The 23,129-nt window shown below is 62.6% G+C and carries 14 protein-coding genes; 11 read left to right on the top strand and 3 right to left on the bottom strand.

The features are described from left to right. Positions 1–37 precede the first annotated feature (37 nt). Positions 38–4,153, bottom strand: coding sequence for a Pls/PosA family non-ribosomal peptide synthetase (locus tag NKJ26_RS16390; protein ID WP_352696192.1), 4,116 nt, complete (start codon positions 4,151–4,153; stop codon positions 38–40). 640 nt (positions 4,154–4,793) lie between these two features. Here NKJ26_RS16390 and NKJ26_RS16395 point away from each other — a divergent pair. The 9 genes from NKJ26_RS16395 (at position 4,794) to NKJ26_RS16435 (ending at position 16,240) form a co-directional block, all read left to right on the top strand. Next, positions 4,794–5,405: a BA14K family protein gene (locus NKJ26_RS16395; protein ID WP_352696193.1), complete on the top strand. Its 612-nt coding sequence runs from the start codon at positions 4,794–4,796 to the stop codon at positions 5,403–5,405. 136 nt (positions 5,406–5,541) lie between these two features. Then, positions 5,542–5,883: a DUF2934 domain-containing protein gene (locus NKJ26_RS16400; protein WP_352696194.1), complete on the top strand. Its 342-nt coding sequence runs from the start codon at positions 5,542–5,544 to the stop codon at positions 5,881–5,883. Between the two features lie 514 nt (positions 5,884–6,397). Beyond that, entirely contained in the window at positions 6,398–10,240 is a 3,843-nt protein-coding gene (locus NKJ26_RS16405; protein WP_352696195.1) for a GAF domain-containing protein, read from the top strand. A gap of 16 nt (positions 10,241–10,256) precedes the next feature. Further along, complete coding sequence (locus NKJ26_RS16410; protein ID WP_352601579.1) at positions 10,257–10,622, top strand: Hpt domain-containing protein; 366 nt, start codon at positions 10,257–10,259, stop codon at positions 10,620–10,622. Further along, positions 10,619–12,226: a response regulator gene (locus NKJ26_RS16415; protein WP_352601577.1), complete on the top strand. Its 1,608-nt coding sequence runs from the start codon at positions 10,619–10,621 to the stop codon at positions 12,224–12,226. The genes NKJ26_RS16410 and NKJ26_RS16415 overlap by 4 nt, the downstream gene beginning before the upstream one ends. A 301-nt stretch (positions 12,227–12,527) precedes the next feature. Beyond that, positions 12,528–13,370: a septum site-determining protein MinC gene (minC, locus tag NKJ26_RS16420; RefSeq protein WP_352696196.1), complete on the top strand. Its 843-nt coding sequence runs from the start codon at positions 12,528–12,530 to the stop codon at positions 13,368–13,370. A 70-nt stretch (positions 13,371–13,440) separates the two neighbouring features. Beyond that, positions 13,441–14,256, top strand: a complete 816-nt coding sequence (minD, locus tag NKJ26_RS16425; RefSeq protein WP_352601572.1) for a septum site-determining protein MinD — start codon at positions 13,441–13,443, stop codon at positions 14,254–14,256. After that, on the top strand, positions 14,253–14,525 hold the full coding sequence (gene minE / locus NKJ26_RS16430; RefSeq protein WP_352696197.1) for a cell division topological specificity factor MinE: 273 nt from the start codon (positions 14,253–14,255) through the stop codon (positions 14,523–14,525). The genes minD and minE overlap by 4 nt, the downstream gene beginning before the upstream one ends. Before the next feature lie 269 nt (positions 14,526–14,794). Further along, the gene (locus NKJ26_RS16435; RefSeq protein WP_352696198.1) at positions 14,795–16,240 is read left to right on the top strand and encodes a coiled-coil domain-containing protein; all 1,446 of its coding nucleotides are present in this window, start codon (positions 14,795–14,797) and stop codon (positions 16,238–16,240) included. A 114-nt stretch (positions 16,241–16,354) separates the two neighbouring features. On the opposite strand, the gene NKJ26_RS16440 is transcribed toward NKJ26_RS16435, so the two are convergent. Together NKJ26_RS16440 and NKJ26_RS16445 are read right to left on the bottom strand one after the other, a co-directional pair. Beyond that, positions 16,355–17,593 (bottom strand): ATP-binding protein, encoded by a 1,239-nt coding sequence (locus tag NKJ26_RS16440; RefSeq protein WP_352601566.1) that lies wholly within the window; start codon positions 17,591–17,593, stop codon positions 16,355–16,357. Continuing rightward, entirely contained in the window at positions 17,590–18,318 is a 729-nt protein-coding gene (locus NKJ26_RS16445; protein ID WP_352696199.1) for a response regulator, read from the bottom strand. The genes NKJ26_RS16440 and NKJ26_RS16445 overlap by 4 nt, the downstream gene beginning before the upstream one ends. Positions 18,319–18,669: 351 nt before the next feature. Here NKJ26_RS16445 and NKJ26_RS16450 point away from each other — a divergent pair, with 351 nt between their 5' ends. Then, positions 18,670–19,956 carry an efflux RND transporter periplasmic adaptor subunit gene (locus tag NKJ26_RS16450; RefSeq protein WP_352696200.1) on the top strand — a complete coding sequence of 429 codons (1,287 nt, stop codon included), beginning with the start codon at positions 18,670–18,672 and terminating at the stop codon, positions 19,954–19,956. A 4-nt stretch (positions 19,957–19,960) separates the two neighbouring features. Next, positions 19,961–23,128 (top strand): efflux RND transporter permease subunit, encoded by a 3,168-nt coding sequence (locus NKJ26_RS16455; protein WP_352696201.1) that lies wholly within the window; start codon positions 19,961–19,963, stop codon positions 23,126–23,128. Position 23,129: the final 1 nt, after the last annotated feature.

Here is a 23,129-nt window from a genome sequence, read left to right on the forward strand (position 1 = left end):
GCCTCGGTCACGGCAACGAGGCGGATTTCTGCGGTCTTCAAGCCGCAGTCCCGGAGCCGGCGTCCGCGACCGGAGTGACGAAGCGATGGAGCTTGGCCGGGTTGCCCCGCCATATGGAGTAGGGCTCCAGCTCCTCGCCTTTCATCACGAAGGCATCGGCATCGGCCACCGAGCCTTCGCCCATCACGACGCCGTAATGGACAAAAGCGGAAGGCCCGAGCGTGCAGCCCTTGCCGATGCGGATGAAATCGGATTTGAACGCGCCTTCTTCCAGCGAATGGGCCTGGATGACGCAGCCCTCGTTGAGGGTGACGTCGTCGCCAATCTCCACCAGCGAACGCTCGGTCAGGTTGCTGCCGCCGTCATAGACCCTCTTGCCCACCTTGACGCCCAGCAGGCGCAGGATCATCGGCCGGAACGGCGTACCGCTGAACAGGCGCACGATGGGCGAATCCGCGAGCTTCCAGTGGCGTTCGTGGCGCCAGAACGCGACGTCGTAGATCGTCGTCATCTGCGGCTTCAGCCTGCCGAAGCCAAGGCTTGCCCGCTCGACCAGTATGTAGAACGGAATGGTGATTGCCGAGGTCAGGAGCACGGCGACGAAGAGGGCTACCTCCGCCCATTCGGTATAGTAGTTCAGCGCCCGGTCCCAGATAGCCAGCGTGACGAACAGCATGGCCCATTGCGTCGCCACGAACAGCAGCACCGTCACCATATTGTGGCGGTTCTTGAGCGGGATGCGCTGGCGCCGGTCGTTCTCGCCGACGCCGGCGATAAGCTCCTTGTCGCGGTTGACCATGCGGGGGATCTCGAAAGCAGGCGAACCGAGGAGCCCGACATTCTCGCGCAGCGGGCCATCGATGGGGATCATCACCTTGGTGCCGAGCAGGCAGTTGTCGCCGGTGCGCCCGTCCGGCGGATAGTAGATGTTGTTGCCGAGATAATTGCGCTCGCCGATCCTCGTGCGCTCGAGCTGGAACGCGGTGGCGGATTTGTGCATGTTGATCATGAACAGCCCGTCCGACACCATGGTTTCGGTGCCGATCTCGCACAGAAGCGGGTTTTCGTGCTGCTGGTTGCTGCCGAAGTTCGAGCCGGTCTGCACCACCGTGTTGAGGTTCCAGCCGATGGCCCTGATGTAATGGACGATGGCCGAGCTGTCGCCGAACAGCAGGCCGAGCACCCGCGAATTGCTGGAGAATTCGGCGACGGTCTGCAGCCAGTAGCGGAAGCCGTAGAGCGTATAGGTGCGGCCTGGCTTCAGCACCAGGCTAATCAAGCGCGGCACCACCGTCGCGGCGAGGAAGGCCGCCGCGATATATCCGAAAAGGGTGACCGTGGTGCCGATCGCGACAACGCCGATCGTCTCCTGATAGTCGTCGCCGACATTTTCCCAATAGCTGTGGAACAGCAGCGGCAGCGGCGTGACGATGGCAAACAACCCCACCAACTGGACGGCTTCGAACAGGAAGCGCCGGACATTGGAAGGGTTTACATTGCGCACCTTGCAATAATCCGCCGTGGTCGGCACGGCCGGCGATCCATGCCAGTGTTCGCCATCCGGGATGCTTTGCCCGCGCTGCAGCGAGGACGAATGGCCGAGCTGGCCGCCGTCGCCGATGCTGGTGTCGATATCAAGCGTGCAGCCGACGCCGACGAAGGCATCGCGGCCGATGGTCAGCGACCCGGTATGGATATAGCCGGACTGGGCGCGGTAGCCGAGGATCATCGATTCCTTGCGCAGGATCGTGTTGGCGCCGATCGAAATGAGATCGGTGCAAACCGGCACGGAACGGGATTCGATGACGGCGTTCTTCCCGATCCTGGTGCCGAGAAGCTGCAGGTAGACACTGTAGAGCGGGCTGCCGCGGAACAGCACGACCGGCGCGGTGCGGATCAAGGTTTTCACGACCCAGAAGCGATAGTAACGCAGGCCCCAGATGGGAAACGCTTCGGCCTTCCAGCGGCCGACCAGCACCCATTTTGCAAGGACGGCAAAGCCCGACATGCCGAAGAAGACGCCCGCCGAAAGCACCACGCAGCGCAGATAGAGCTGAAGCGGGTCGTCGAGCGCTTCATACATCCAGTTTAGGCCGTCGTTGATCGCCCACAACGAGCCATAGCTGTAGAGTCCGTAGAACAGGAGCTGTGCGGCGCCGCAGGTCCAGTAGGCAAGGTTCGAAGCCTGGCGGGTGAGGACAGGCTTGTTGGTGGCCGTCGTCATCTCTTCCGGAGCGCTCAGGTGCTTGGCCAGAAGCGCCACGGTCGGGTAGAGATAGATGTCGCGCATCGACGCGGTCGCCCATTCCTTCCTGGTGCGCACGCGCGCGCAGAAATGGGCCATCAGCAGCGAATTGGCGCCGAGATCGTCGAAGAAATTGTCCTCGACCGACACCGCGTCGAATTTCAGCACCGTGGCCAGCGCGTCCGCCAGGAAACGCTCGTCGTCATTGCCGGGCCGCACCATCGTGCCCTCGGCCGAAACCCGGACGCTTGTCGGCTTGGGAAGGCGGCGAAGGTCGGCCTTGTTGGAGACCGTCATCGGGATCGCCGGCAATTCCTCGAGGTAGGACGGCACCATGTAGTCCGGCAGGCGGCGCTTCAGCTCGCGGGCGAGATCGGCGCGCGAGATCGGCGGCAGCCCGGTCCTGGGCGCGTAATAGGCGACCAGTTCCACGCGGCCGGGCTCGATCTCCCAGGTGGTGACGGCGGCCTGCGCGATCGCGGGCTGGTCCATCAGCACCGCCTCGATCTCGCCGAGTTCGATGCGGTATCCGCGGATCTTCACCTGGGTGTCTATGCGCCCGCGATACTCGATCTCGCCGTCGTCGTTGATCAGGCCAAGGTCGCCCGTCCGGTAAATGCGCCGCGACGGATTGTTCGGCAGGTCGAGGAAATCGGCGATGAATTTCTGTTCGGTCAGGTCGGGCCTGTTGAGATAACCCACCGCCAAGCCGATGCCGGCGATGCCGATTTCGCCCAATTCGCCGGGTTCGGCCAGCGCTGGGACCGAAGGGTCGAGAATGACGATCGAATAGGTGGGCAGCGGCGCGCCGATGGTCACCGGCATATCGGGCGTGAGCATGCCCATGGTGGCCGTGACGGTCGCCTCGGTAGGGCCATAGGTATTGAGGATCCGCCGCCCCGGCCGCGACCAGCGCACCACCAGATTGTGCGGGCAGGCTTCGCCGCCCACCAGCAGCATGCGCAGGCTCGGCACGTCGCTTTCGATTGAGGACAGCAGGGTCGGGCTGCAGGCCATGCAGGTCACTTCATTGTGCCGCAGGAAATCGGCGAGTTCCTCGCCAACCAGGGTCAGCGGGCCAGGCGCCGGCACGACGGTCGCACCGGCGGCGAACGGCACCCATATCTCCTCGGCGGAAAAGTCGAAGGCGATGGTCATGCCCTGATAGACGCGATCGCCCGGCCGGTATCCGTAGGACGCGGCGGCGACGCGTATGAAGTTGACAAAGCTCCGATGGCTGATAGCCACGCCTTTCGGCCGGCCGGTGGTGCCAGAGGTGTAGAGGATGTAGCAGGTGTCGTCGGGCTGCCCCCCGTTTTCGCGCAGCGGCGCCTCGGGCTGCGCCGAGATTTCGGCGGCGGCCGTGTCGATCAGCACATGGGGAACGGGCAGTTCCTCGGCGCGGGACGCATAGGCGGCGAGCGTGACGACCAGCTCCACATTGGCGTCTTCGATGATGAGCGTCATCCGCTCCGCGGGGAACGCGGTGGCGAGCGGCACGAAGGCCGCTCCTGCCTTCATCACCGCGAGCAGCGCGACATAGGTGTCGGCGGAACGGTCCAGAAGCAGCGCCACCCTGCCGCCAGGCCGCACGCCGCGCTCGACCAGCAGGCGGGCGAACTGGTTGGCCCGCCGGTCCAGTTCGCGATAGGTCCAGACGCGTCCTTCGCAGATCACCGCGGGTGCGGACGCAAATGTCTGCGCGAGCTGCCCGAAGACCATGTCGAGGCGCTCGCCGGGTTGACCTTCCCCGGCGAAATCGGCCCCCGTCAGTATCTGGGTGCGCGCAACGGCCCTCGGCGCGATCTTTACAAGTGCATCGACGCCGTCCAGGCCGCCCCGCTCGGGCTCTCCGCCCGATCTTGCGACTTCCCTGTCCAGTTCGGCGATATCGACACCGTGATCCATGTCCAAAACTTTCTCATCCTGGCCGCGCCAGGCACATTTCGATCATGCCGCCTCGCCGGCAGGCACTTGTCGCCGCCGCTACGATTTGACCGTTGTTGATGAAGGCGGAATGACTGGCGCTTCCAAAAGGGAAGAACCCGGGTTCCGACGGCGATGACTGGCTTTGCGCGGCGCCGGTTTTACAAAATCGGCCGCTCCGTGTTCACCTGTTCGGGAGCATGGGCGCGGGGCAGGGGCACCGATCCGGCGCTGCTGGCGGCGAGCGACATGCCGAGCAGGGCGCCGATCCAACCGTTCGAACCTCGTTGCATTGCCGGCACCACCCCGTTCGCCTGTACCGCGGCCGTTTTTTCCCGCCGCCGCGGGGATGGTTATGCCATCCCATCTTTTCGCCAGTTTTTCCCAACTGTTGAATTTTGTTTCTGGAATGTGTCTGGGCTCTCTTCTCGCCTCTCCGTTTGCCGGCCTTTCGGGGGAGCCGCGGCGCGTATTACCTCTTCTTTGGCGCCGAAACGTCGGGAGTGCGCCGTTCCGCCTCGCGGTCTCGGCTTTGCCGTCAGTTTGCCGCGTTTGCCCCTCGCTTGCCCGGAACCAGCCTTGATACTCCGCATTCTATAAGCAAGGGCTCAAGGAGCGTGGCGTGAAAGCGATTTTGGGACTGGTCTGCGGCTTCGTGCTGACCCTTGCGGTCTTCGGCAGCGGCCTGGTCTTCGCGGCCTGGCTGCTTGCCGCCAAGCCCGCCCACCAGGCAAGGCCAACCGTCAGCGTGGCGGAACTGTGGACCAAGAAAGCGCGGCCGGTGGACAAGGCGGCACAGAAGCTGCAGCGGGTGCCGGCCGAGCAGCCCGCGCCATCCGATATCGCCCCCAAGGCGCAGCCGGCGGCGCCTGACCCCACGGTGACCGGCTCGGTGGCCTCAGCGGCCGAACAGGCCGAGCTGCCGGCTTCCCATGTCCGGTGGTGCGCCGACCGCTACCGCTCCTATCGCCCGGACGACAACAGCTATCTTTCCTACAGCGGGCAGCAGCGCCCCTGCATCTCGCCCTATTTCGAGGCCGCCGACCGCGTCGCGCAGCCGCCCGCCGCCAGCTACGTCGAGGACAACGCACCGGGCTTGGGCAGCTATGTCGCAACAGACGACGGCGCTTCCGCCGACCACATCGACTATTGCTTCAGCCGCTATCGCTCCTACCGGCCGGAAGACAACAGCTACCAGCCATATTCCGGCGGACCCAGGCGCCAGTGCCAGTAGGCGCCAGCGCCAGTAGACGGCCGGCTTTGCATGGCGCCTCGTGCGCTCTTTCCAGCGGCCGGCGAGCGATCACGCAGAATGTTTGGATCGTTCGGATCGGCGGCGCGTTCATTCCTGACGCAAGGGAGGAATGAAGATGGACAACGACAGGGAAGACAAGATTCGTGAGCGCGCATACCAGATCTGGGAACGCGAAGGCGGCATTCACGGCGATCCCGAGCGGCACTGGCACCAGGCCGAGGCCGAGATCGACCGCGAGGCGGCGTTGCCGCTGACGGCCGGCGATGCGCTGCCCCGCGAGATCGCCAGCTCCGACGTGCTGACGGTCGAGGAACTGGCGGTGCGCACCGGCATATCGGGCGACGAGGCGCAGGAACTGCTCGACCGACTGGGCAACGACCGCGCCGCGATCGAGCAAGCCGCGCGCCACCTCGCGACCAAAAGGCGGCGAACTCCCGATGAGGGACAAGCAAAATGATCTGAAAACTCAAGGACGGAAAATACCGCCTTTATTCGCGCAAGAAGGACGAAAAGACGGGCAAACGGCGAAACCTGGGCACGTTTGACACGCGCGAAGCGGCGGAGAAGCATGAGCGGGAGGTGCAGTATTTCAAGGGGCGGTGATGGGCTAACCTGCCGTACTTGGCGTTAGCGATAGCGATACACGACACGGCATCGCCGCCACCTAGAGACAACAGCAAATCCATTTGGAGGGCTCATTCTCTGCATCATTCTCGGATGGGAGCTTTGCGCCCATCTCGGTCATTACGGCAGGCTTGGCCGCCTGCGAAAGCGCACATTGCTCGTGAAGACCGTGAGGGCGCGACTTGCGGCAGAAGCAGACATCGCAGGCTAGTGGCTGCGCAAAGACGCGAGCCAGGTACTGTCAATCAAGCGCTCGGCATGTAACAGTGCTTGCTAATGTACGATGGCAGTTGGGGAAGGATGCCGCTCAACCTTTGGCGGAATGTTCCTTCGGGGGAAAGACCGACATGCAGAACTCAGTGGAAATCGACCTTACTAGCCGACTCGAATCCGCCAACCGGTACATTGCCGAGCTGGAAATCGCCAAAGCGACTGCGTCAATTGAACTTGACCATCTTTCTGCTGAAAACAAGCATCTGCTCATGCATGCGGAGGAACGCACAAAGGAACTGGCCATACTCAACAGCGTCGGCGAGGCGATGGCGAAGACGCTGAATGTCAAGACAGTGACCCGCATCGTCGGCGATAAAGTGCGCGAAATGTTCGGGGCGGACATCACTGAAATCCTGTTGCGTGATGGGATATCCGACAAGATCACTGTCCCATATTCATTCTATCGGGACTATGTAGAGGTGGAGCCTTTTACCATGGGTGGAGGCCTTACCTCCAAGGTCATCTTATCGGGAAAGCCGTTGATCATCGGAACTTTCGAGCAGGCCCTTGGGTTGGGTGTCATTGCGCTCACCGAAGATGAGCGAGCTGAATCCTACATAGGGGTGCCGATCATCGCCGGAGACAGAACTCTGGGCGTCGTGAGCGTGCAGAGTTACCAGAAGAATGCATTCAGCGAAGATCATGTGCGTCTGCTGCAAGGGCTCTCCTCCAGCGTGGGCGTTGCAATCGCCAACGCCCGCCTTTTCGACGAAACCCAGCGACTGCTGAAAGTGACTGAGGACCGCGCAAAGGAACTGGCCATCCTCAATAGCGTCGGCGAGGCGATGGCGAAAACGCTGAATGTCAAGACAGTGACCCGCATCGTCGGTGACAAGGTGCGCGAAATATTTGGCACAGACGTTACTGAGATTCTGTTGCGCGATGAATCATCTGATCTGATCTCCGTGCCCTATGCGTTCTACAAGGATTATCAGGACCCTGAACCATTTGCGATGGGCGAAGGACTGACCTCCAAGGTGATACTGTCTGGCAAACCCCTGGTTTTGGGCTCGAACGAGCAACACATCGAGTTGGGCGCTCTCATGCCTACGGAGGAGGACAGGACCGAATCCTACCTGGCTGTGCCGATCATCGCCGGAGACAAAATTCTGGGCGTTGTCAGCGTACAGAGCTACGAGAAGAATGTCTTCAATGAAGATCATGTGCGTCTGTTGCAGGGACTCTCATCGGGCATGGGCGTCGCCATAGCCAACGCCCACCTTTTCGACGAAACCCAGCGACTGCTGAAGGTGACAGAGGACCGCGCAAAGGAACTGGCCATTCTCAACAGCGTCGGCGAGGCGATGACGAAGTCGCTGAATCTGGACACGGTTATTCGCCTCGTGGGCGACAAAGTGCGAGAGGCCTTCGGCACAGAGGTCAGTGAAATTCTGTTACACGATAGTGAGTCCGGCCTGGTCCATGTCCCTTATGCCTACTTTAGGAAGTACCGAGTCATCGAGCCATTTCCAATAGGCATAGGAGTGTCGTCGAAAATCATCGCAACAGGTAAGCCATTGGTCTTTTGCACTCAGGAGGAAGGAATAGAGCTTGGCGCTTATTTTCCCAACGAAGTGGATAGAACCGCATCTTACATAGGCGTGCCGATCAACTCCGGTGAAAGAACACTGGGTGTCGTCAGTGTACAGAGCTACCAGAAGAATGCCTTCGACGAAAACCACGTTCGCCTGCTGCAGACGGTCGCCTCCAACATGGGCGTTGCCATTGCCAATGCCCGCCTGTTCGACGAGACTCAGCGTCTCCTTAAGGTGACAGAAGCCCGCGCCGCCGAGCTGAGCGCCATCAGCACGGTCAGCCAAGCGCTCATCGCCGAGTCGGAACTCGAAAGCACGATCCAGTTGATCGGCAACCAGATGCAGGAAATCTTCGACGCCGATATTGTCTACGTCGCTCTGCTTGACCCGGAAACCAACCTAATCCATTTTCCCTATCAGTTTGGCGAGGCCTTCACCACGCTCACCCTTGGCGAAGGGCTGACAAGCAAGATCATAGAGACTGGCGAGCCGCTGCTCATCAACCAGGATGTGGCAGAACGCGGCGCTCAGATCGGGGCGACCCCCGTCGGCAAGGATGCCTTGTCCTACCTCGGCGTTCCGATCAAAACGGCGCAAGGAACGCTTGGAGTTATCAGCGTTCAGAGTACTACGCGGGAGGGCATTTTTACCGATGACTCGCTCCGCTTGCTTTCTACCATTGCAGCCAACGCCGGCGCTGCCCTTCATAACGCGCAGCTATTCACCGAACTCAAACTGCTGTCCCTTGCGCTGCAACAGGCAAAGGAGGCGGCCGAGGCGGCAAATGAGGCGAAGAGTTCTTTTCTGGCGACGATGAGCCACGAAATCCGCACGCCAATGAACGGCGTGATCGGAATGAGCAACTTGCTGCTTGGTACAAACCTTGACGCTGAACAACGGGAGATTAGCGAGACCATCAGCCACAGCGGCGAAGCACTGCTAACGATTATCAATGACATACTCGATTTCTCCAAAGTTGAGGCCGGCAAGCTGGAGCTCGATCCAAGGCCCTTCGAACTGCGGGAATGCCTTGAGAGCGCAATTGACCTGGTAGCCTCCAAGACCGCGGAGAAGGGGCTCGACCTAGCGTACCTGGTGGAGCCCGGTACGCCTGACGGGATTGTCGCAGACAGCACCAGACTGCGGCAGATTTTGCTCAATTTCCTCAACAATGCTGTGAAATTCACCGAACGGGGTGAAATTGTACTATCGGTGACAAAAGTTCTGCCCGCAGCTGAGGGCGCGGGGATAGCCCACCGCGGAGGCGAAAAGGGCTTGTGCACCCTGCAGTTTGCAGTACGCGATACCGGTATCGGTATTCCCGAGGACCGATTGGATCGCTTGTTCAAGTCCTTCAGCCAGGTCGATGCCTCGACGACGCGGCGCTATGGCGGAACCGGACTAGGGTTGGCGATTAGCAAACGCCTGGCAGAACTGATGGGTGGGGAGGTATGGGTGGAAAGTGTTGAAGGGTCGGGTACGACATTCTTCTTCACGATCCGCGCTGCCGTTGCGCCCGCTCCCAGGCAAGCGCAAATGTCTGTGGTCAAAGTTGAACTTGCGGGTAAGCGGTTGCTGATCGTTGACGACAACGCAACCAACCGGCGCATCTTGTCTCTGCAGGCCCAATCCTGGGCAATGGTACCACACACAACTGAATCGCCCCTCGACGCATTGAGGAGGATTTCGAGCGGCGAAAATTATGACGCCCTCGTGCTCGACATGAACATGCCCGAGATGGACGGCATAGAACTGGCCAAACGATTACGTGGGCTTGGTCAAAGCGGTGACCTTCCACTGATATTGCTGAGTTCCCTCGTGCCCCTTGATGAGAGAAACAGGGCGGATATTGAGAGTATCAAATTTGCGGCCATGCTTCCTAAGCCGATCAAGCCCTCGCCACTCCTCAATGCTTTCATGTCGGTCTTTGCCGAGGCTTCGACGCGTTCGACCAAGCCTGATCAACCCAAGGGGCCATTCCTCGATAGCGAAATGGCGACAAAATTGCCGCTTCGGATCCTGCTGGTTGATGACAACATCACCAATCGGAAGATTGGCTCCAAGGTGCTTGAACGGCTTGGCTACAAGGTAGATTTGGCGGTGGATGGAGAGACGGCGATTTCGTCATTCGCCAAGGGACAACACGATGTCATCCTGATGGATATCGAGATGCCGGACATGGACGGCCTCGAAGCCACAAGGTTGATCCGCTCATCAGGCTCCGGGGATTCGCTGCAGCCTTTCATCGTGGCGCTTACCGCCAATGCAATAGCCGGGGACCGCGAGCGGTACCTGGAAGCTGGAATGGATGATTACCTAAGCAAGCCGCTGCGAGTGGAGGAGTTGGTCGCCTCGCTGAAACGCGCGCCCAAGCACAACTGACGACAAAGGTCTGGTCATGGCTGTTGCACAGGAAGCTCTGGACAAGCTCCTTGATCTCATAGGTGGGGATCAAGACTCTCTGGCCGAACTCATTGAGAGTTTTCTGAATGAATCCCCGTTGCTCGTCGAGCAGATGCGCCGCGCTGCAGAATCCGGCGACCGTTCAGGCCTTGGACGGGCTGCCCATACACTGAAATCGAGCGCACGGGACTTCGGCGCGAACCAGCTTTCCGCGCTTTGCGAGGCGATGGAAAAATCCTGCCGCGATGGTCTGCCCAGCGGGGCCACGACGGAAGTGGAACTCATCGCGGGCGAGTGCGACACGGCGAAACAAGATCTCAGCTCGCGCCTTGCCGATTTGAAAAGAGGGGGATCAGAATGAGCATAGTATCGGAGACTCAACCACCTGAGGCTCGCGCAACTGAGGCTCGCATACCTGAGGGAGCGCGCGTCCTCATAGTCGATGACTCAGGCACTGTGCGCCTGAAACTCAGCAAAGCCATCCAAACGCTCGGCCATGAAACAACAGCCGTCGCGAGCGGCAAGCTGGCGCTCGAACAGGTTGCCCAGAATTCATTTGACCTCGTTCTCCTTGATATAGTCATGCCCGAAATGGATGGTTTCGAGGTGCTCAAGGCCCTCAAGTCTTCGCGAGCCACTCGCGATCTGCCGGTGATCGTCATTTCGGCGCTCGATGAAGAAATGAGCAGCGTGATAAGCGCCATCGAGCTTGGCGCGGAAGACTTTCTGCCAAAGGACTTTGAACTCGCTCTACTCAAGGCACGTGTTGCCACCTGTATCGAGAAAAAAAGACTCCGCGACGTTGAGACGGAATATCTGCGGCAGGTGGCCAAGCTGACCAGGGCGGCCGCCACCTTGGAGACCGGGCGGTTCAATCCTTCGAAGCTTGGCATCCGCGATTTGGCAAACCGTACAGATGGTCTCGGCAAGCTCGCCACCGTGTTCGCAACAATGGCCCAGAAGGTCTACGAGCGAGAGCGAAGGATGCGGCAGAATATTCGCACGTTTCGCGGCGCTCTACTGCTGCTGGCATGTGGTGGGTTATGGGGAATCGTCGTGCCACTTTCTAAGATGGCTTCGCTCGTTGAGGCTCATCCGGTCGGATTGGCAATCTTCATTGATATCATCGGAGCTGTATTCTGCATCGGGATTAGTGTGAAGCGACAGACAATGCCGAGCCTCAAGGATCTCACGCGAGCGGATTGGAAGTTCATCCTTGGTTTTGCGTTCATTAGCTCGGTGATCAACCAGGTCCTGGTCTATTGGGTGGCAAGCAAGCTCCCAGCTTCTATCGTCTCCATTGTCATCGTGCTCGAGGGATTTGCTGTCTTCTTGTTCGCCGCTCTGATGCGGACCGAAGCTCCGAATTTGAAGCGCTTTTTAGGGCTTGGATTGGGTCTCGTCGGCATCTTCATCATTCTCCTCTACGGAGAGCCCGGAGAAATGGCCACCAGTTGGGTGTGGCTTGTCATTGCTCTTGTAGTCCCGGTCACTTATGCGGCCGAGGATATCTATCTCTCAGAGTCCAAGCCCGCCAACATCGATAACGTTGCCCTGTTCGGCATCACGCTCGTTGTCTCGGTTCTGATGCTGATCCCACTTGCCGCTTTTTATCAGGACTTCATACCGTTTGATCTATTGGCCGGTCGGCTTGGCGTCATCGTCTTGCTGATGGCTGCCGCAGGCAATTTGGCGATGCTGCTCTTCATTCTGCTGATCTCCAGCACTGGTGCTGTCTTCGCCAGCCAGAACGCCTACGCAGGGACAGCAGCCGGCATATGCTGGAGTATGCTGTTGCTTGGAGAGGCGATACCAGCTCTGACCTGGGCCTCTCTCGCACTGGTCGTCATCGGTCTCCTGATGGTCGAGCCCAAGCAGGAGGCCGAGGAAGAACCCCCGGTGCTCGACGACTCGCTGGAGGAATTTGTGCCGCGGCTTGATCTGCTGCCGTTACCCACCGAGTGAAAGATCGGAGGCCGACAAGTGATGCGCCCGCAGTCAAGCTGACAAGTGGCTCATGGCAGTTGCTGCCGCCCAGGTAAGCAGGTTGGATACGCAGGCGGCTCTCTGGGCCAGTCATCCCGAATCCAGACCTTCGGCTTCCGGCCCCCTATCAAAACGCACAATGTGTCGCCAGTTGGCATCCCCAGCCCGCGTTAGCCGACCCTCCTGTTTCATGCGGGCTGCCAAGTAGTTATCTCCCTCATTAACCATTCGTTAACCATTTCCTCGCTAGCGTTTACCTCTCAGTAAGGATTCGCCAGCCGTGACCTTTGCCGCCCCCCTCGAGGCCAAATCCATTCGCTTTCGCGCCCGTTCCTTCGTCGCTTTCACGTTGACCCCGGAAGTGCCTTTGGCGGCTTGGCTGGAGGGGTTGGACCATTGGATCGGCAACTCGCCGGGTTATTTCAGCGGGCGCCCGGTGCTGCTCGATCTCAACGCTTTGAAACCCGGGGCGAGCGAGATCGCTGCGCTGGTGGCGGAGCTTGGGACGCGCGGCATCCGCATCTATGCCATCGAACTCGAAGGCGCTTCGCTCGGCGCCGAACTGCCGCCGCTGCTCGTCGGCGCCAAGGAGGCGACGACGGATGGGCTGTTGCCCGGCCGCAAGGGGGCTGGGGTGGCGCGGGAGGAGGATTCCGGCAGATCAGATGGCAAGGCCGAGGGCAGGGCGCCAGACCACGGCATGGAAGCGAGCGCGGATGCTGGCAGCGATGGCAAAGGCAAGGCTGGCGCAAGCAAGGCGGGTGAAAGCGAGCCGCATGCCGCACAATACGAATCGGGGACGCTGATGATCAAGTCGCCGATCCGTTCCGGCCAGACGATCATGCATGCGCATGGCGATGTCGTCGTGCTCGGCTCGGTCGCTTCCGGTTCGGAGATCGTCGCCGCCGGCTCGATCCATGTCTATGGCACGCTGCGCGGGCGCGCTTCGGCGGGGGCGCTCGGCGACACCGGCGCGCGCATCTTCTGCCGCAAGAACGAGGCCGAGCTTCTGTCGGTCGACGGCTGGTACGTCACCGCCGAGGAGATGGAAGGCGTTTCGCGCGGCAAGCCGGTCCAGGCCTATCTCGAAGGCGACGGGCTGCGCGTCGAGCCGCTTCGGTGAGCAGCCGGGATTTCAGTGCCGGGCGGCCGGCCAGGACAACAACAAACCAACAACAACGGAGGCATTTTTCATGGGCAAGGTAGTGGTGGTCACCTCGGGCAAGGGGGGCGTCGGCAAGACCACCTCGACGGCGGCCCTCGGTGCGGCCGTGGCCAAGACCGGCAAGAAGGTGGCGCTCGTCGATTTCGACGTCGGCCTGCGCAATCTCGACCTGATCATGGGCGCCGAGCGGCGGGTGGTATTCGACCTCGTCAACGTCATCCAGGGCACGGCCAAGCTGTCTCAGGCGCTGATCCGCGACAAGCGGCTGGAGACGCTGTTCCTGCTGCCGGCCTCGCAGACGCGCGACAAGGACGCGCTGACCGAGGAAGGCGTCGGCCAGGTCATCGAGAAGCTGCGCTCGGTGTTCGACTACGTGTTCTGCGACAGCCCGGCCGGCATCGAGCGCGGCGCGCAGCTCGCCATGCGCTTTGCCGACGAGGCGGTCATCGTCACCAATCCGGAAGTGAGCTCGGTGCGCGATTCCGATCGCATCATCGGCCTGCTCGACGCCCGCACCATGCGCGCCGAGCAGGGCGAGCAGATCGCCAAGCACGTGCTGGTCACGCGCTACGACGCGGCGCGCGCGGCGCGCGGCGAAATGCTCTCCATCGACGACGTGCTGGAAATCCTGTCGGTGCCGCTGCTCGGCATCATCCCCGAGAGCCAGGATGTGCTGCGTGCCTCCAACCTCGGTTCGCCGGTGACGCTGTCGGAGCCGCTCAACTCAGCCGCCCGCGCCTATCTGGACGCCGCCAAGCGGCTGGAAGGCGAGGATTTGCCTGTAGTCGTTCCCTTCGAGCGCAAGGGCTTTCTCGACCGTCTGTTGGGAAGGAGGGCGGCATGAACGTGTTCGACCTCTTCCGGCGGCGCTCCAGCGCGCCCGTGGCGCGCGAGCGGCTGCAAGTGCTGCTCGCCTACGAGCGCCGCAACCGCAGCCAGCCCGACCTCGTCTCCATCCTGCGCGAGGAGATCATGGCCGTCATCGCCAAGCACGTCCAGATCGACCAGGATTACCTGCAGGTATCGATGGACCGCGGCGAGACCATGTCGACGCTGGAAATCGACATCCAGATCCCGAACAAGAGCGCCGTGCCAATGGCGATCTCGGCCTGATCTTCATCTCCCCCCTGCTGGGGGAGGGTCGATCCGCAAAGCGGACCGGCTGCGGCTGCGCCAGCATTGCCAGGAACGGGTTCGTCGCCCCGCCTGGCGAGATCCAGGTTTTCCAAGGCCGCGGCAATGGTTGCTCGCGGCCCAAAACCCCTCCATTGTCCCGAACTGCCGTCCCCCAAAAGGGGGGCTTCCCCTGCGCAATCGGTGCATGTAAGGATATGTTAGCAACTCGTTAAGTGCCAGTTGGGATATGCGTAAGGAGTTCGGGCATGAACTTCAAGGCCCTGATCAAGCGTGCCGAGGACGTAGACAAAGCATTCCAGGAACTGCAGATCGACGTGGCCGACGCGCTGGATTCCAGCCTGAGCGCCGAGGACCGGGAGCCACCAGCCGGCGACGACGTCCCGGATCCGGCGGCAAGTCTTTACGACGCGCCGCCCGAAGCGAACGCGGCAGATTCGGACAGTGCGGATGATACGGACAGTCCCGGAACCGCTCCAAGACTGACGTCCCATACCCAGACCCGGCTGGCTGCATTAAGTGCCTTCGAAGGGCTCTTCCACGACGCCAGGGACTATCTGGAGGAGATCAACGGCAAGTTGTCGGAGATCGCGACGTCACACCATCTGACACGCGAATTCCTCAACATCCTCCACAGCGACATTCTTCGCGCCAACGAGCTGGAGCTGGCGAATGCCGGCCTGACCGCGGACCAACGAACGCTGTCGGAAAAGCTGCACGACGCGACGAGAAAGCTCCGCGAGCGCGAAGGCGCTTTCGAAGTGCTGCAACAGCGCGAGGCAAGCCTGGTTCAGGACAGGGAGGCGCTTCGTTCAGCGCTTGCGGCGGTAAGGCTGGAGCTCGTGGAGACAGCCAATGCGCAAGCAAAACGCGAAGCGGAGTTTGGCGACATCGCCAAGCGGCTGACCGCCAGGACGGTCGAGGCCAACAGGCGCCTGCGCGAGAGCAAGATGCTGCGGGAAAAACATGTCAGCCTGTCGATCGATCTCGACAAGGCGCTGAAGCGGGAATCCCAGGCGCGCCATAGGCTCGACGAGCTCTCGACGATCCATGCCAGCGAAGCCGCGCGGCTTGCGGAACTGCTGGCCGCGCTCGGCAAGAGCGAGAAAGAGGAGATGCGGCTCCAGAAGTCGCTCGAGACCGCACAGGCGAAGCTGTCGGAGCTGACAGAAGAGGCCCGCATGATGGACGGCGACAGGGAAGCCGAGCTGGCTCGCAGCCAGGCGGAAATGCGCGGGTTGCGTTCCGAGATGCAGGACCTGCAATCGCGACTGGAGCAGGCCTCGAACGAGAACAGCGACGCTGCCGCCGAAATCGCCAGGCTCAAGAGCAACCTGAACGACGCCCTGACCGAAAGGAAAGTCGCCGACGAAAGATTGTCCGCGCTCACCAGTGAGAGCGAAAACGACAGGATGAGCCTTTCGAAAGTGAACGCCAATCTTTCGCAGCTCACGCTGCAACAGGCATCGGAACAGATACAGTTCGACGTCCAGAAGCAGGAATGCGAGGATCTCAGAGCCGAGATCGTGTCACTCAACGCCCGGATCAAGGAGTTGCTGCCCTACGAGCGCCTCCACAAGGCCACCAACGGCAGGCAGCACGAGACCGTGGTCGAGATTACCGGCGCGGTGGCGAAGAAAGCCCGTGCAGCCGGCAGGCGGCGCATCCCCAGGAACCTCCGCGCGACACCGTAGCTCACTTCGCGCGATGTGCTTCCGCTCCCGCTTTGCCTGGGAGAAAGGGAAGCCGCGATCCTTCGCGCCCGCTCTGTCCTGCTGGCGTATCAATCTCACCACCCCCGCGTCCAATCACACCGCCTCGAACACCACAGTCTGCGCCAGCCCGCCGCCCCGGCGGTTCTCCAGCGTCACCGTTCCCCCGTAGCGCTCGATGATTTCCTTGGCGATGGCGAGGCCGAGGCCGGCGCCCGGGATGGATTGCTGGCGGCCGGGGTCGACGCGGAAGAAGGGCTCGAACGCCTTGTTGATGAGATCGGGCGGAATGCCGGGCCCGGTGTCGGAGATGCTGAGCACGGCGCGCCTGTTCGCCACGGCAAGGGCGATGGTGCAGGCCTTGCCGTGGGTGGCGGCGTTGACGATCAGGTTGCGCAGCGCCCGGCGCAGGCCGAGCGCGCCGGCCCGCACCGAAACCTTGTCGAGGTGCCCGACCGACACGGCACGGCCGAGCGACACCATCTCGGCTTCGATGTCGCGCACCATCCTCTCCAGATCGACCGGCTCGACGGCATCCTGGTTCACCTCTTCGCGCACCAGCCTTATGGCGCTGTCGGCGATGCGGTCGAGCTCGTCGAGGTCGTGGAGCCATTTGTCGCGCTCCTCATCGAGGAATTCGGCGCGCAGCCGCATGCGCGTCATCGGCGTGCGCAGGTCGTGGCCGGCGGCGGCGACCAGGCGCATGCGGCTCTCCATAGCGGTCTTCAGCCGGGACGAGAGCTGGTTCAGCGCATGCGCCGTCGCCTTGACCTCGGCCGATCCCACTTCCGGAACCGCCGCCAGCATGCCGTCCGAGCCGATCTTGGAGACGGCGGCCTCCAGCATTTCGAGCGGCCGGATCAATACCGAGGTGAAATAGACCGAGACGGCGGTGGCGCCGGCCACGATCAGCGAGATCCACCCGGCCAGCACCAGCCACTCCCGTCTCGGCGGGGTGATGTGGGGAACCTCCATGATCGCCCAGCGATTGTCGGGCAGGCGCACCGAGGCGAGATGGGGCTCGCCGGCTTTCTCGCTGACGACGGCCGCAATGTCGAGGCCGCGGCGGCGCAGCAAGTCGCCGAGCATTGCCGTCTCTTCGCGATCGACCTTGCCGCCGGCCGGATGGTCGCTCATCTCGACCCGCAGGACGTCCGGAAGCGGGCCGGGCAGCAGCCGCACCATGAGTTCCATCTGCTGGGCGACCCAGGGCATGGTGAGTTCCGGCGGCGGCCCGCCGCCGCGCACGCTGATGACGGCGGCGGTCGCCAGGGCGACGACGCCGACGATCGAGGCAACCAGCAAGAGGATAAGGCGCCGGCGCAGCGAGTTCACGCCTGGCCCTCCACCGTCTCGACGCGCGCGGTGAACTGGTAGCCGCCATTGCGCACGGTCTTGAAAAGCGGACCGTCGCCGGTGTCGGTGAACTTGCGGCGCAGCCGGCTCATCAGCACGTCGACCGAGCGTTCGAGCGGGTCGCGCTCGCGGCCTTGCGTCAGATCGAGCAGCTGATCGCGCGACAGAAGCCGGCCGGGGCGGTCGAGGAACACCTGCAAAAGGTCGAACTCGGCGCCGGTGAGGTCGATCGCAGCGCCTTGCGCGTCCATCACCTTGCGGGTGTCCGGCTCCAGCCTGTGACCAGCGAAGCGGTAGATGCGCGGGCGCGGCGGGGCGGGCGCTTCCTCGGGCGCCGAGCGCCTCAGCACGGCGCGGATGCGGGCGGTGAGTTCGCGCGGATTGAACGGCTTGCCGAGATAGTCGTCGGCGCCGAGTTCCAGACCGATGATGCGGTCGACATCCTCCTTCAGCGCCGTCAGCAGGATGACGGGAATGTGCGGCTTGCGATCACGCAAGGCGCGGCAGATGTCGAGCCCCGAGCCGTCCGGCAGCATGACGTCGAGCACGACCAGGTCGAAGTTGCCCGAGGCGAGCCTCTGCTCGCACTCGCGCCGGTCCGCCGCCACCGAGACACGAAAGCCCTGGCCGTCGAGATAGCGGCCGAGCAGCGTCCTGATCTCGCGGTCGTCGTCGACGACGAGGATATGGGGTTGTGAGTGCATTGCGGGTGACCTTGCTTGGCGCCGACTATAGAGAGAGCCGCGCCCGAGCGGCATGGAAAATTGCAACGCAATGTTTCCGGCCGGGCGCGGAAACATTCGGAAACAAATTGCCCTTTTGCGGAAACCTTCGGCAACACGCCGACGCGAAGCAGACAAAGACGCTTCCTATCCTCATGGCCATCCGAAGCATGTCGGGCTGACGGCCCGCTGTCTCAACGCAACCTTGTCCAAGTCCCGGTCGGCTACATCTTATGAACGATACCCAGCGCTGCCCGGCCGGTTCCTGGGGGAACGATCCGATGCCGGGAGCCAGGCGGCGACCGAAACTCCAGCCGAAAGCTCACTCAAGTCATGCCCATCCAGTCTTGCCAGTCTCTTCTGCCGGCCAAGCCACGCCGGCTCGCGCCCTGGGGCGCGATGCTCGTCACGATCATTCTTCTGGCGGCCTGTTCGCAGGAGCAGGGCCAGCCTCCTGCGGGCATGGGCGGGGTCGGCAAACCGGAAGTCGGCGTCGTAACGCTGCATCCGCAATCGGTCGCGATCACGGCCGAATTGTCGGGGCGCACGGCCGCCTCGCTGATCGCCGAAGTGCGCCCGCAGGTGAACGGTATCATCCAGCAGCGCTTGTTCAAGGAGGGCAGCGAGGTGGCGGCGGGACAGCCGCTCTACCTCATCGACCCGGCAAGCTATAAGGCCGCCTATGACAGCGCGGTCGCGGCCCGGCAGAAGGCGGAAGCGGCGGTGCCTACAGCGCAGGCCAAGTTCGACCGCTACGCCGGCCTTTTGAAGCAGAACGTTGTTTCCAAACAGGATTATGACGATGCCGCCGCCACGCTGGCGCAGGCACAGGCGGATGTCGCCTCGGCCAGGGCCAGCGCGGAAACCGCGCGCATCAGCCTCGACCGCACCTCGATCACCGCTCCCATCGCCGGCCGCATCGACAAGTCGACACTGACGCCCGGCGCGCTGGTCACCGCCAACCAGGATACGGTGTTGACCACCATCCGCTCGCTCGATCCGATCAATGTCGACGTCACGCAGTCGAGCACCAACCTGCTCAATCTGCGCCAGGCGATCTCGGAAGGGCGGCTGAAGTTCAGCGGCCCCAATGTCAGCGTCAAGCTGAAGCTCGAGAATGGCAGCATCTATGCGCAGACCGGCAAGCTGGAATTCGCCGGCGCCAATGTCGACCAGAGCACCGGCACGTTCGCGCTCAGGGCCGAGTTCCCCAATCCCGACCGGCTGCTGCTGCCGGGCATGTATGTGCGGGCGCTGGTCGAGGAGGGCGTCGCGCAGAACAGTTTCCTGGTACCGCAGCGCGGCGTCAGCCGCAACACCAAGGGCGAGCCGACGGCCATGGTCATCAACGCGCAAGGCAAGGTCGAGACGAGGGTGCTCGCCGTGCGCAATAGCGTCGGCAACAACTGGCTGGTCGATTCAGGCGTCGGCGACGGCGACCGCGTCATCGTCGAAGGCATGCAGCTCGTGCGCCCCGGCGGCGATGCGACCGGGGTCGAAGTGACGATCGACGAGGCGACGGGCGAGATCAAGGACCGCGGGCAGACGTCGGCCGTACCCGCTCCCGCCAATGGCGCCGGCGGCCAGCAACCGGCGCCTGGCGCCTCGACCGGGAACTGAGCCGATGTCCGCATTCTTCATCAACCGGCCGATCTTTGCCTGGGTGATCGCCATCGTGATCATGCTGGGCGGCCTGCTGGCGCTGACCACGCTGCCGATCTCGCAATACCCGCAGATCGCGCCGACCACGGTCAACATCAGCGCGACCTATCCGGGCGCCGATGCGCAGACGGTCGAGAATTCGGTGACCAAGGTCATCGAGCAAGGCATGACCGGCATCGACAATCTCGACTATATGACGGCGACCTCGACCTCGACCGGTTCGGCCTCGATCACGCTGACCTTCACCAGTGCGGCCGATCCCGACACCGCACAGGTGCAGACGCAGAACAAGCTGCAATTGGTGCAGTCGCAGCTGCCACAGGTGGTGCAGAGCAACGGCATCACCGTCTCCAAATCCTCGACCGGCTTCCTGATGGTCATCGGCTTCGTCTCCAGCGACGGCAAGATGAACTCGACCGATCTCGCCGACTATGTCGACGCCACCATCAACGACACGCTGAAGCGCGTCGAGGGTGTCGGCTCGACGCAGCTTTTCGGTTCGGGCTATGCCATGCGCATCTGGCTCGACCCGGACCAGCTCGCCAAATACGCGCTTATGCCGAACGACGTCGCGACCGCGATCGAGGCGCAGAATACGCAGGTTTCGGCCGGCCAGCTCGGCGGTCTGCCGGCGCGCAAGGGCCAGCAGCTCAACGCCACGGTAACGGCCAAAAGCCGGCTGCAGACCGCCGAACAGTTCCGCAACATCATCCTGAAGAGCCAGACGGACGGCTCGCTGGTTCGCCTCAACGACGTCGCCACCGTCGAACTCGGCGCCGAAAGCTACACGACGCAGGCCAACTACAACGGCAAGCCGGCGGCGGGCGTCGCCGTCAGCCTGGCGACCGGCGCCAATGCCATCAGCACGGCCGAAGCGGTGCGCACGACGATCAACCGCCTGAGCTCGACTTTCCCACAAGGCGTCGAGGTCGTCTATCCCTACGACACCTCGCCCTTCGTGCGGCTGTCGATCGAGGAGGTGGTCAAGACGCTGGCCGAGGCGATCGTGCTGGTGTTCCTGGTGATGTTCATCTTCCTGCAGAACCTGCGCGCCACCATCATCCCGACGATTGCCGTGCCGGTGGTGCTGCTCGGCACGTTCGGCGTGCTGGCGCTGTTCGGCTATTCCGTCAACACGCTGACCATGTTCGCCATGGTGCTCGCCATCGGCCTTCTGGTCGACGACGCCATCGTCGTCGTCGAGAATGTCGAGCGCGTCATGCAGGAGGAAGACCTGCCGCCGAAAGAGGCGACGCGCAAGTCGATGAACGAAATCACCGGCGCGCTGATCGGCATCGCCACCGTGCTGTCGGCGGTGTTCGTGCCGATGGCCTTCTTCGGCGGCTCGACCGGCATCATCTACCGGCAGTTTTCGGTCACCATCGTCTCGGCGATGGTGCTGTCGGTGCTGGTCGCGCTGGTGCTGACGCCGGCGCTTTGCGCCACCATCCTGCGGCGGCCCAAGGACCATGCGACGCAGACGGGTCCATTCGGCTGGTTCAACCGTGTCTTCGACCGCGGCACGACAGCCTACCGCGACGGCTCGCATGGCATCATCAACCGGGGCAAGCGCTTCCTCGTCGTGTTCCTGGCCATCGTCATCGCCATGGGCTGGATGTTCGCGCGGCTGCCGAGTTCGTTCCTGCCGGAAGAGGACCAGGGCATATTGATCACCAGCGTGCAGCTGCCGGTCGGCGCGACGCAGGACCGTACCGAGCGCGTGCTGACCGAGGTGACCGACCATTATCTCAAGGAAGAGAAGGACGCGGTCGAGGGGGTCTTCACCGCCTCCGGGTTCGGCTTCGGCGGCGCCGGTCAGAATGTCGGCATCGCCTTCGTGCGTTTGAAGGATTTCGACCTGCGCAAATCGCCGGCCTTGGCAGCGCAGGCGATCGCCGGCCGCGCCATGGGCGCCTTCACCAGGATCAAGGATGCGCAGGTGTTCGCGCTTGCTCCGCCCGCCATCCAGGGGTTCGGCAACACCAACGGCTTCGATTTCTACCTGCAGGACGTCAACGGCACCGGCCATGACGCGCTGATCCAGGCGCGCAACCAGCTTCTCGGCCTTGCCGGACAGAGCAAGGTGCTGGCCAACACAAGGCCCAACGGCCAGGAGGACCAGCCGCAATTCTCCGTCGATATCGACCAGGAAAAAGCCAGCGCGCTCGGCGTCAGCCTCGCCGATATCAACAACACGCTATCGACCGCCTGGGGCAGCGACTACGTCAACGATTTCATCGATCGCGGACGGGTGAAGCCGGTCTATCTGCAAGCGGCTCCGAATTTTCGCATGCAGCCGGAAGACCTGGACAAATGGCAGGTGCGCAACTCCAGCGGCGCCATGGTGCCGTTCTCGGCCTTCGCGTCCAGCCACTGGACGTTCGGCTCGCCGCGGCTCGAACGCTACAATGGTTCGGCGGCGGTCGAGATCCAGGGGGCGGCGGCCGCGGGCGTGAGTTCGGGCGCTGCCATGGACGAGATCGACAGGCTGATGGCCGAGCTGCCCGCCGGCTATTCCCACGAATGGACCGGGCTGTCGCACCAGGAGCGGCTTTCCGGCAATCAGGCGCTATCGCTCTATGCGATCTCGACGCTGGTCGTGTTCCTGTGCCTGGCAGCGCTCTATGAGAGCTGGTCGATCCCGTTCGCAGTCATGCTTTCGGTGCCGATCGGCATCTTCGGCGCGCTATTGGCGGCAAGCCTGTTCGGCCAGACCAACGACGTCTACTTCAAGGTCGGCCTGCTGACCACGATCGGCCTCGCCGCCAAGAACGCCATCCTGATCGTCGAATTCGCCATCGAGCGGCAGACGGCCGGCATGGGTCTGGTCGAGGCGACGCTGGAAGCAGCGCGACAGCGGTTGCGGCCGATCCTGATGACGTCGCTGGCCTTCATCCTCGGCGTCACGCCGCTCGCGATCGCCAGCGGCGCCGGGTCGGGCGCGCAGAACTCGGTCGGCATCGGCGTCATGGGCGGCATGATCGCGGCGACGGTGATCGGCGTGTTCCTGGTGCCGCTGCTGTTCGTCACGGTGCGCCGCATCTTCAAGGGCAAGGCGATCAAGCAGGGTTCCGGGCAGGATCCTGGACGGGATGCGGGCGAGGCGCCGGCAGCGGTCAACCAGCAATAAG

The sequence above is a fragment of the Mesorhizobium sp. M0152 genome, assembly GCF_040322415.1.
In the GTDB taxonomy this organism is placed as follows: Bacteria; Pseudomonadota; Alphaproteobacteria; order Rhizobiales; family Rhizobiaceae; genus Mesorhizobium.

Coding starts and splice junctions, on each gene's coding strand:
- NKJ26_RS16455 (WP_352696201.1), top strand. CDS start 19,961: ATGTCCGCATTCTTCATCAACCGGCCGATCTTTGCCTGGGTGATCGCC.
- NKJ26_RS16405 (WP_352696195.1), top strand. CDS start 6,398: ATGCAGAACTCAGTGGAAATCGACCTTACTAGCCGACTCGAATCCGCC.
- NKJ26_RS16390 (WP_352696192.1), bottom strand. CDS start 4,153: ATGGATCACGGTGTCGATATCGCCGAACTGGACAGGGAAGTCGCAAGA.
- NKJ26_RS16410 (WP_352601579.1), top strand. CDS start 10,257: ATGGCTGTTGCACAGGAAGCTCTGGACAAGCTCCTTGATCTCATAGGT.
- minE (WP_352696197.1), top strand. CDS start 14,253: ATGAACGTGTTCGACCTCTTCCGGCGGCGCTCCAGCGCGCCCGTGGCG.
- NKJ26_RS16400 (WP_352696194.1), top strand. CDS start 5,542: ATGGACAACGACAGGGAAGACAAGATTCGTGAGCGCGCATACCAGATC.
- minD (WP_352601572.1), top strand. CDS start 13,441: ATGGGCAAGGTAGTGGTGGTCACCTCGGGCAAGGGGGGCGTCGGCAAG.
- NKJ26_RS16450 (WP_352696200.1), top strand. CDS start 18,670: ATGCCCATCCAGTCTTGCCAGTCTCTTCTGCCGGCCAAGCCACGCCGG.
- NKJ26_RS16445 (WP_352696199.1), bottom strand. CDS start 18,318: ATGCACTCACAACCCCATATCCTCGTCGTCGACGACGACCGCGAGATC.
- NKJ26_RS16415 (WP_352601577.1), top strand. CDS start 10,619: ATGAGCATAGTATCGGAGACTCAACCACCTGAGGCTCGCGCAACTGAG.
- NKJ26_RS16435 (WP_352696198.1), top strand. CDS start 14,795: ATGAACTTCAAGGCCCTGATCAAGCGTGCCGAGGACGTAGACAAAGCA.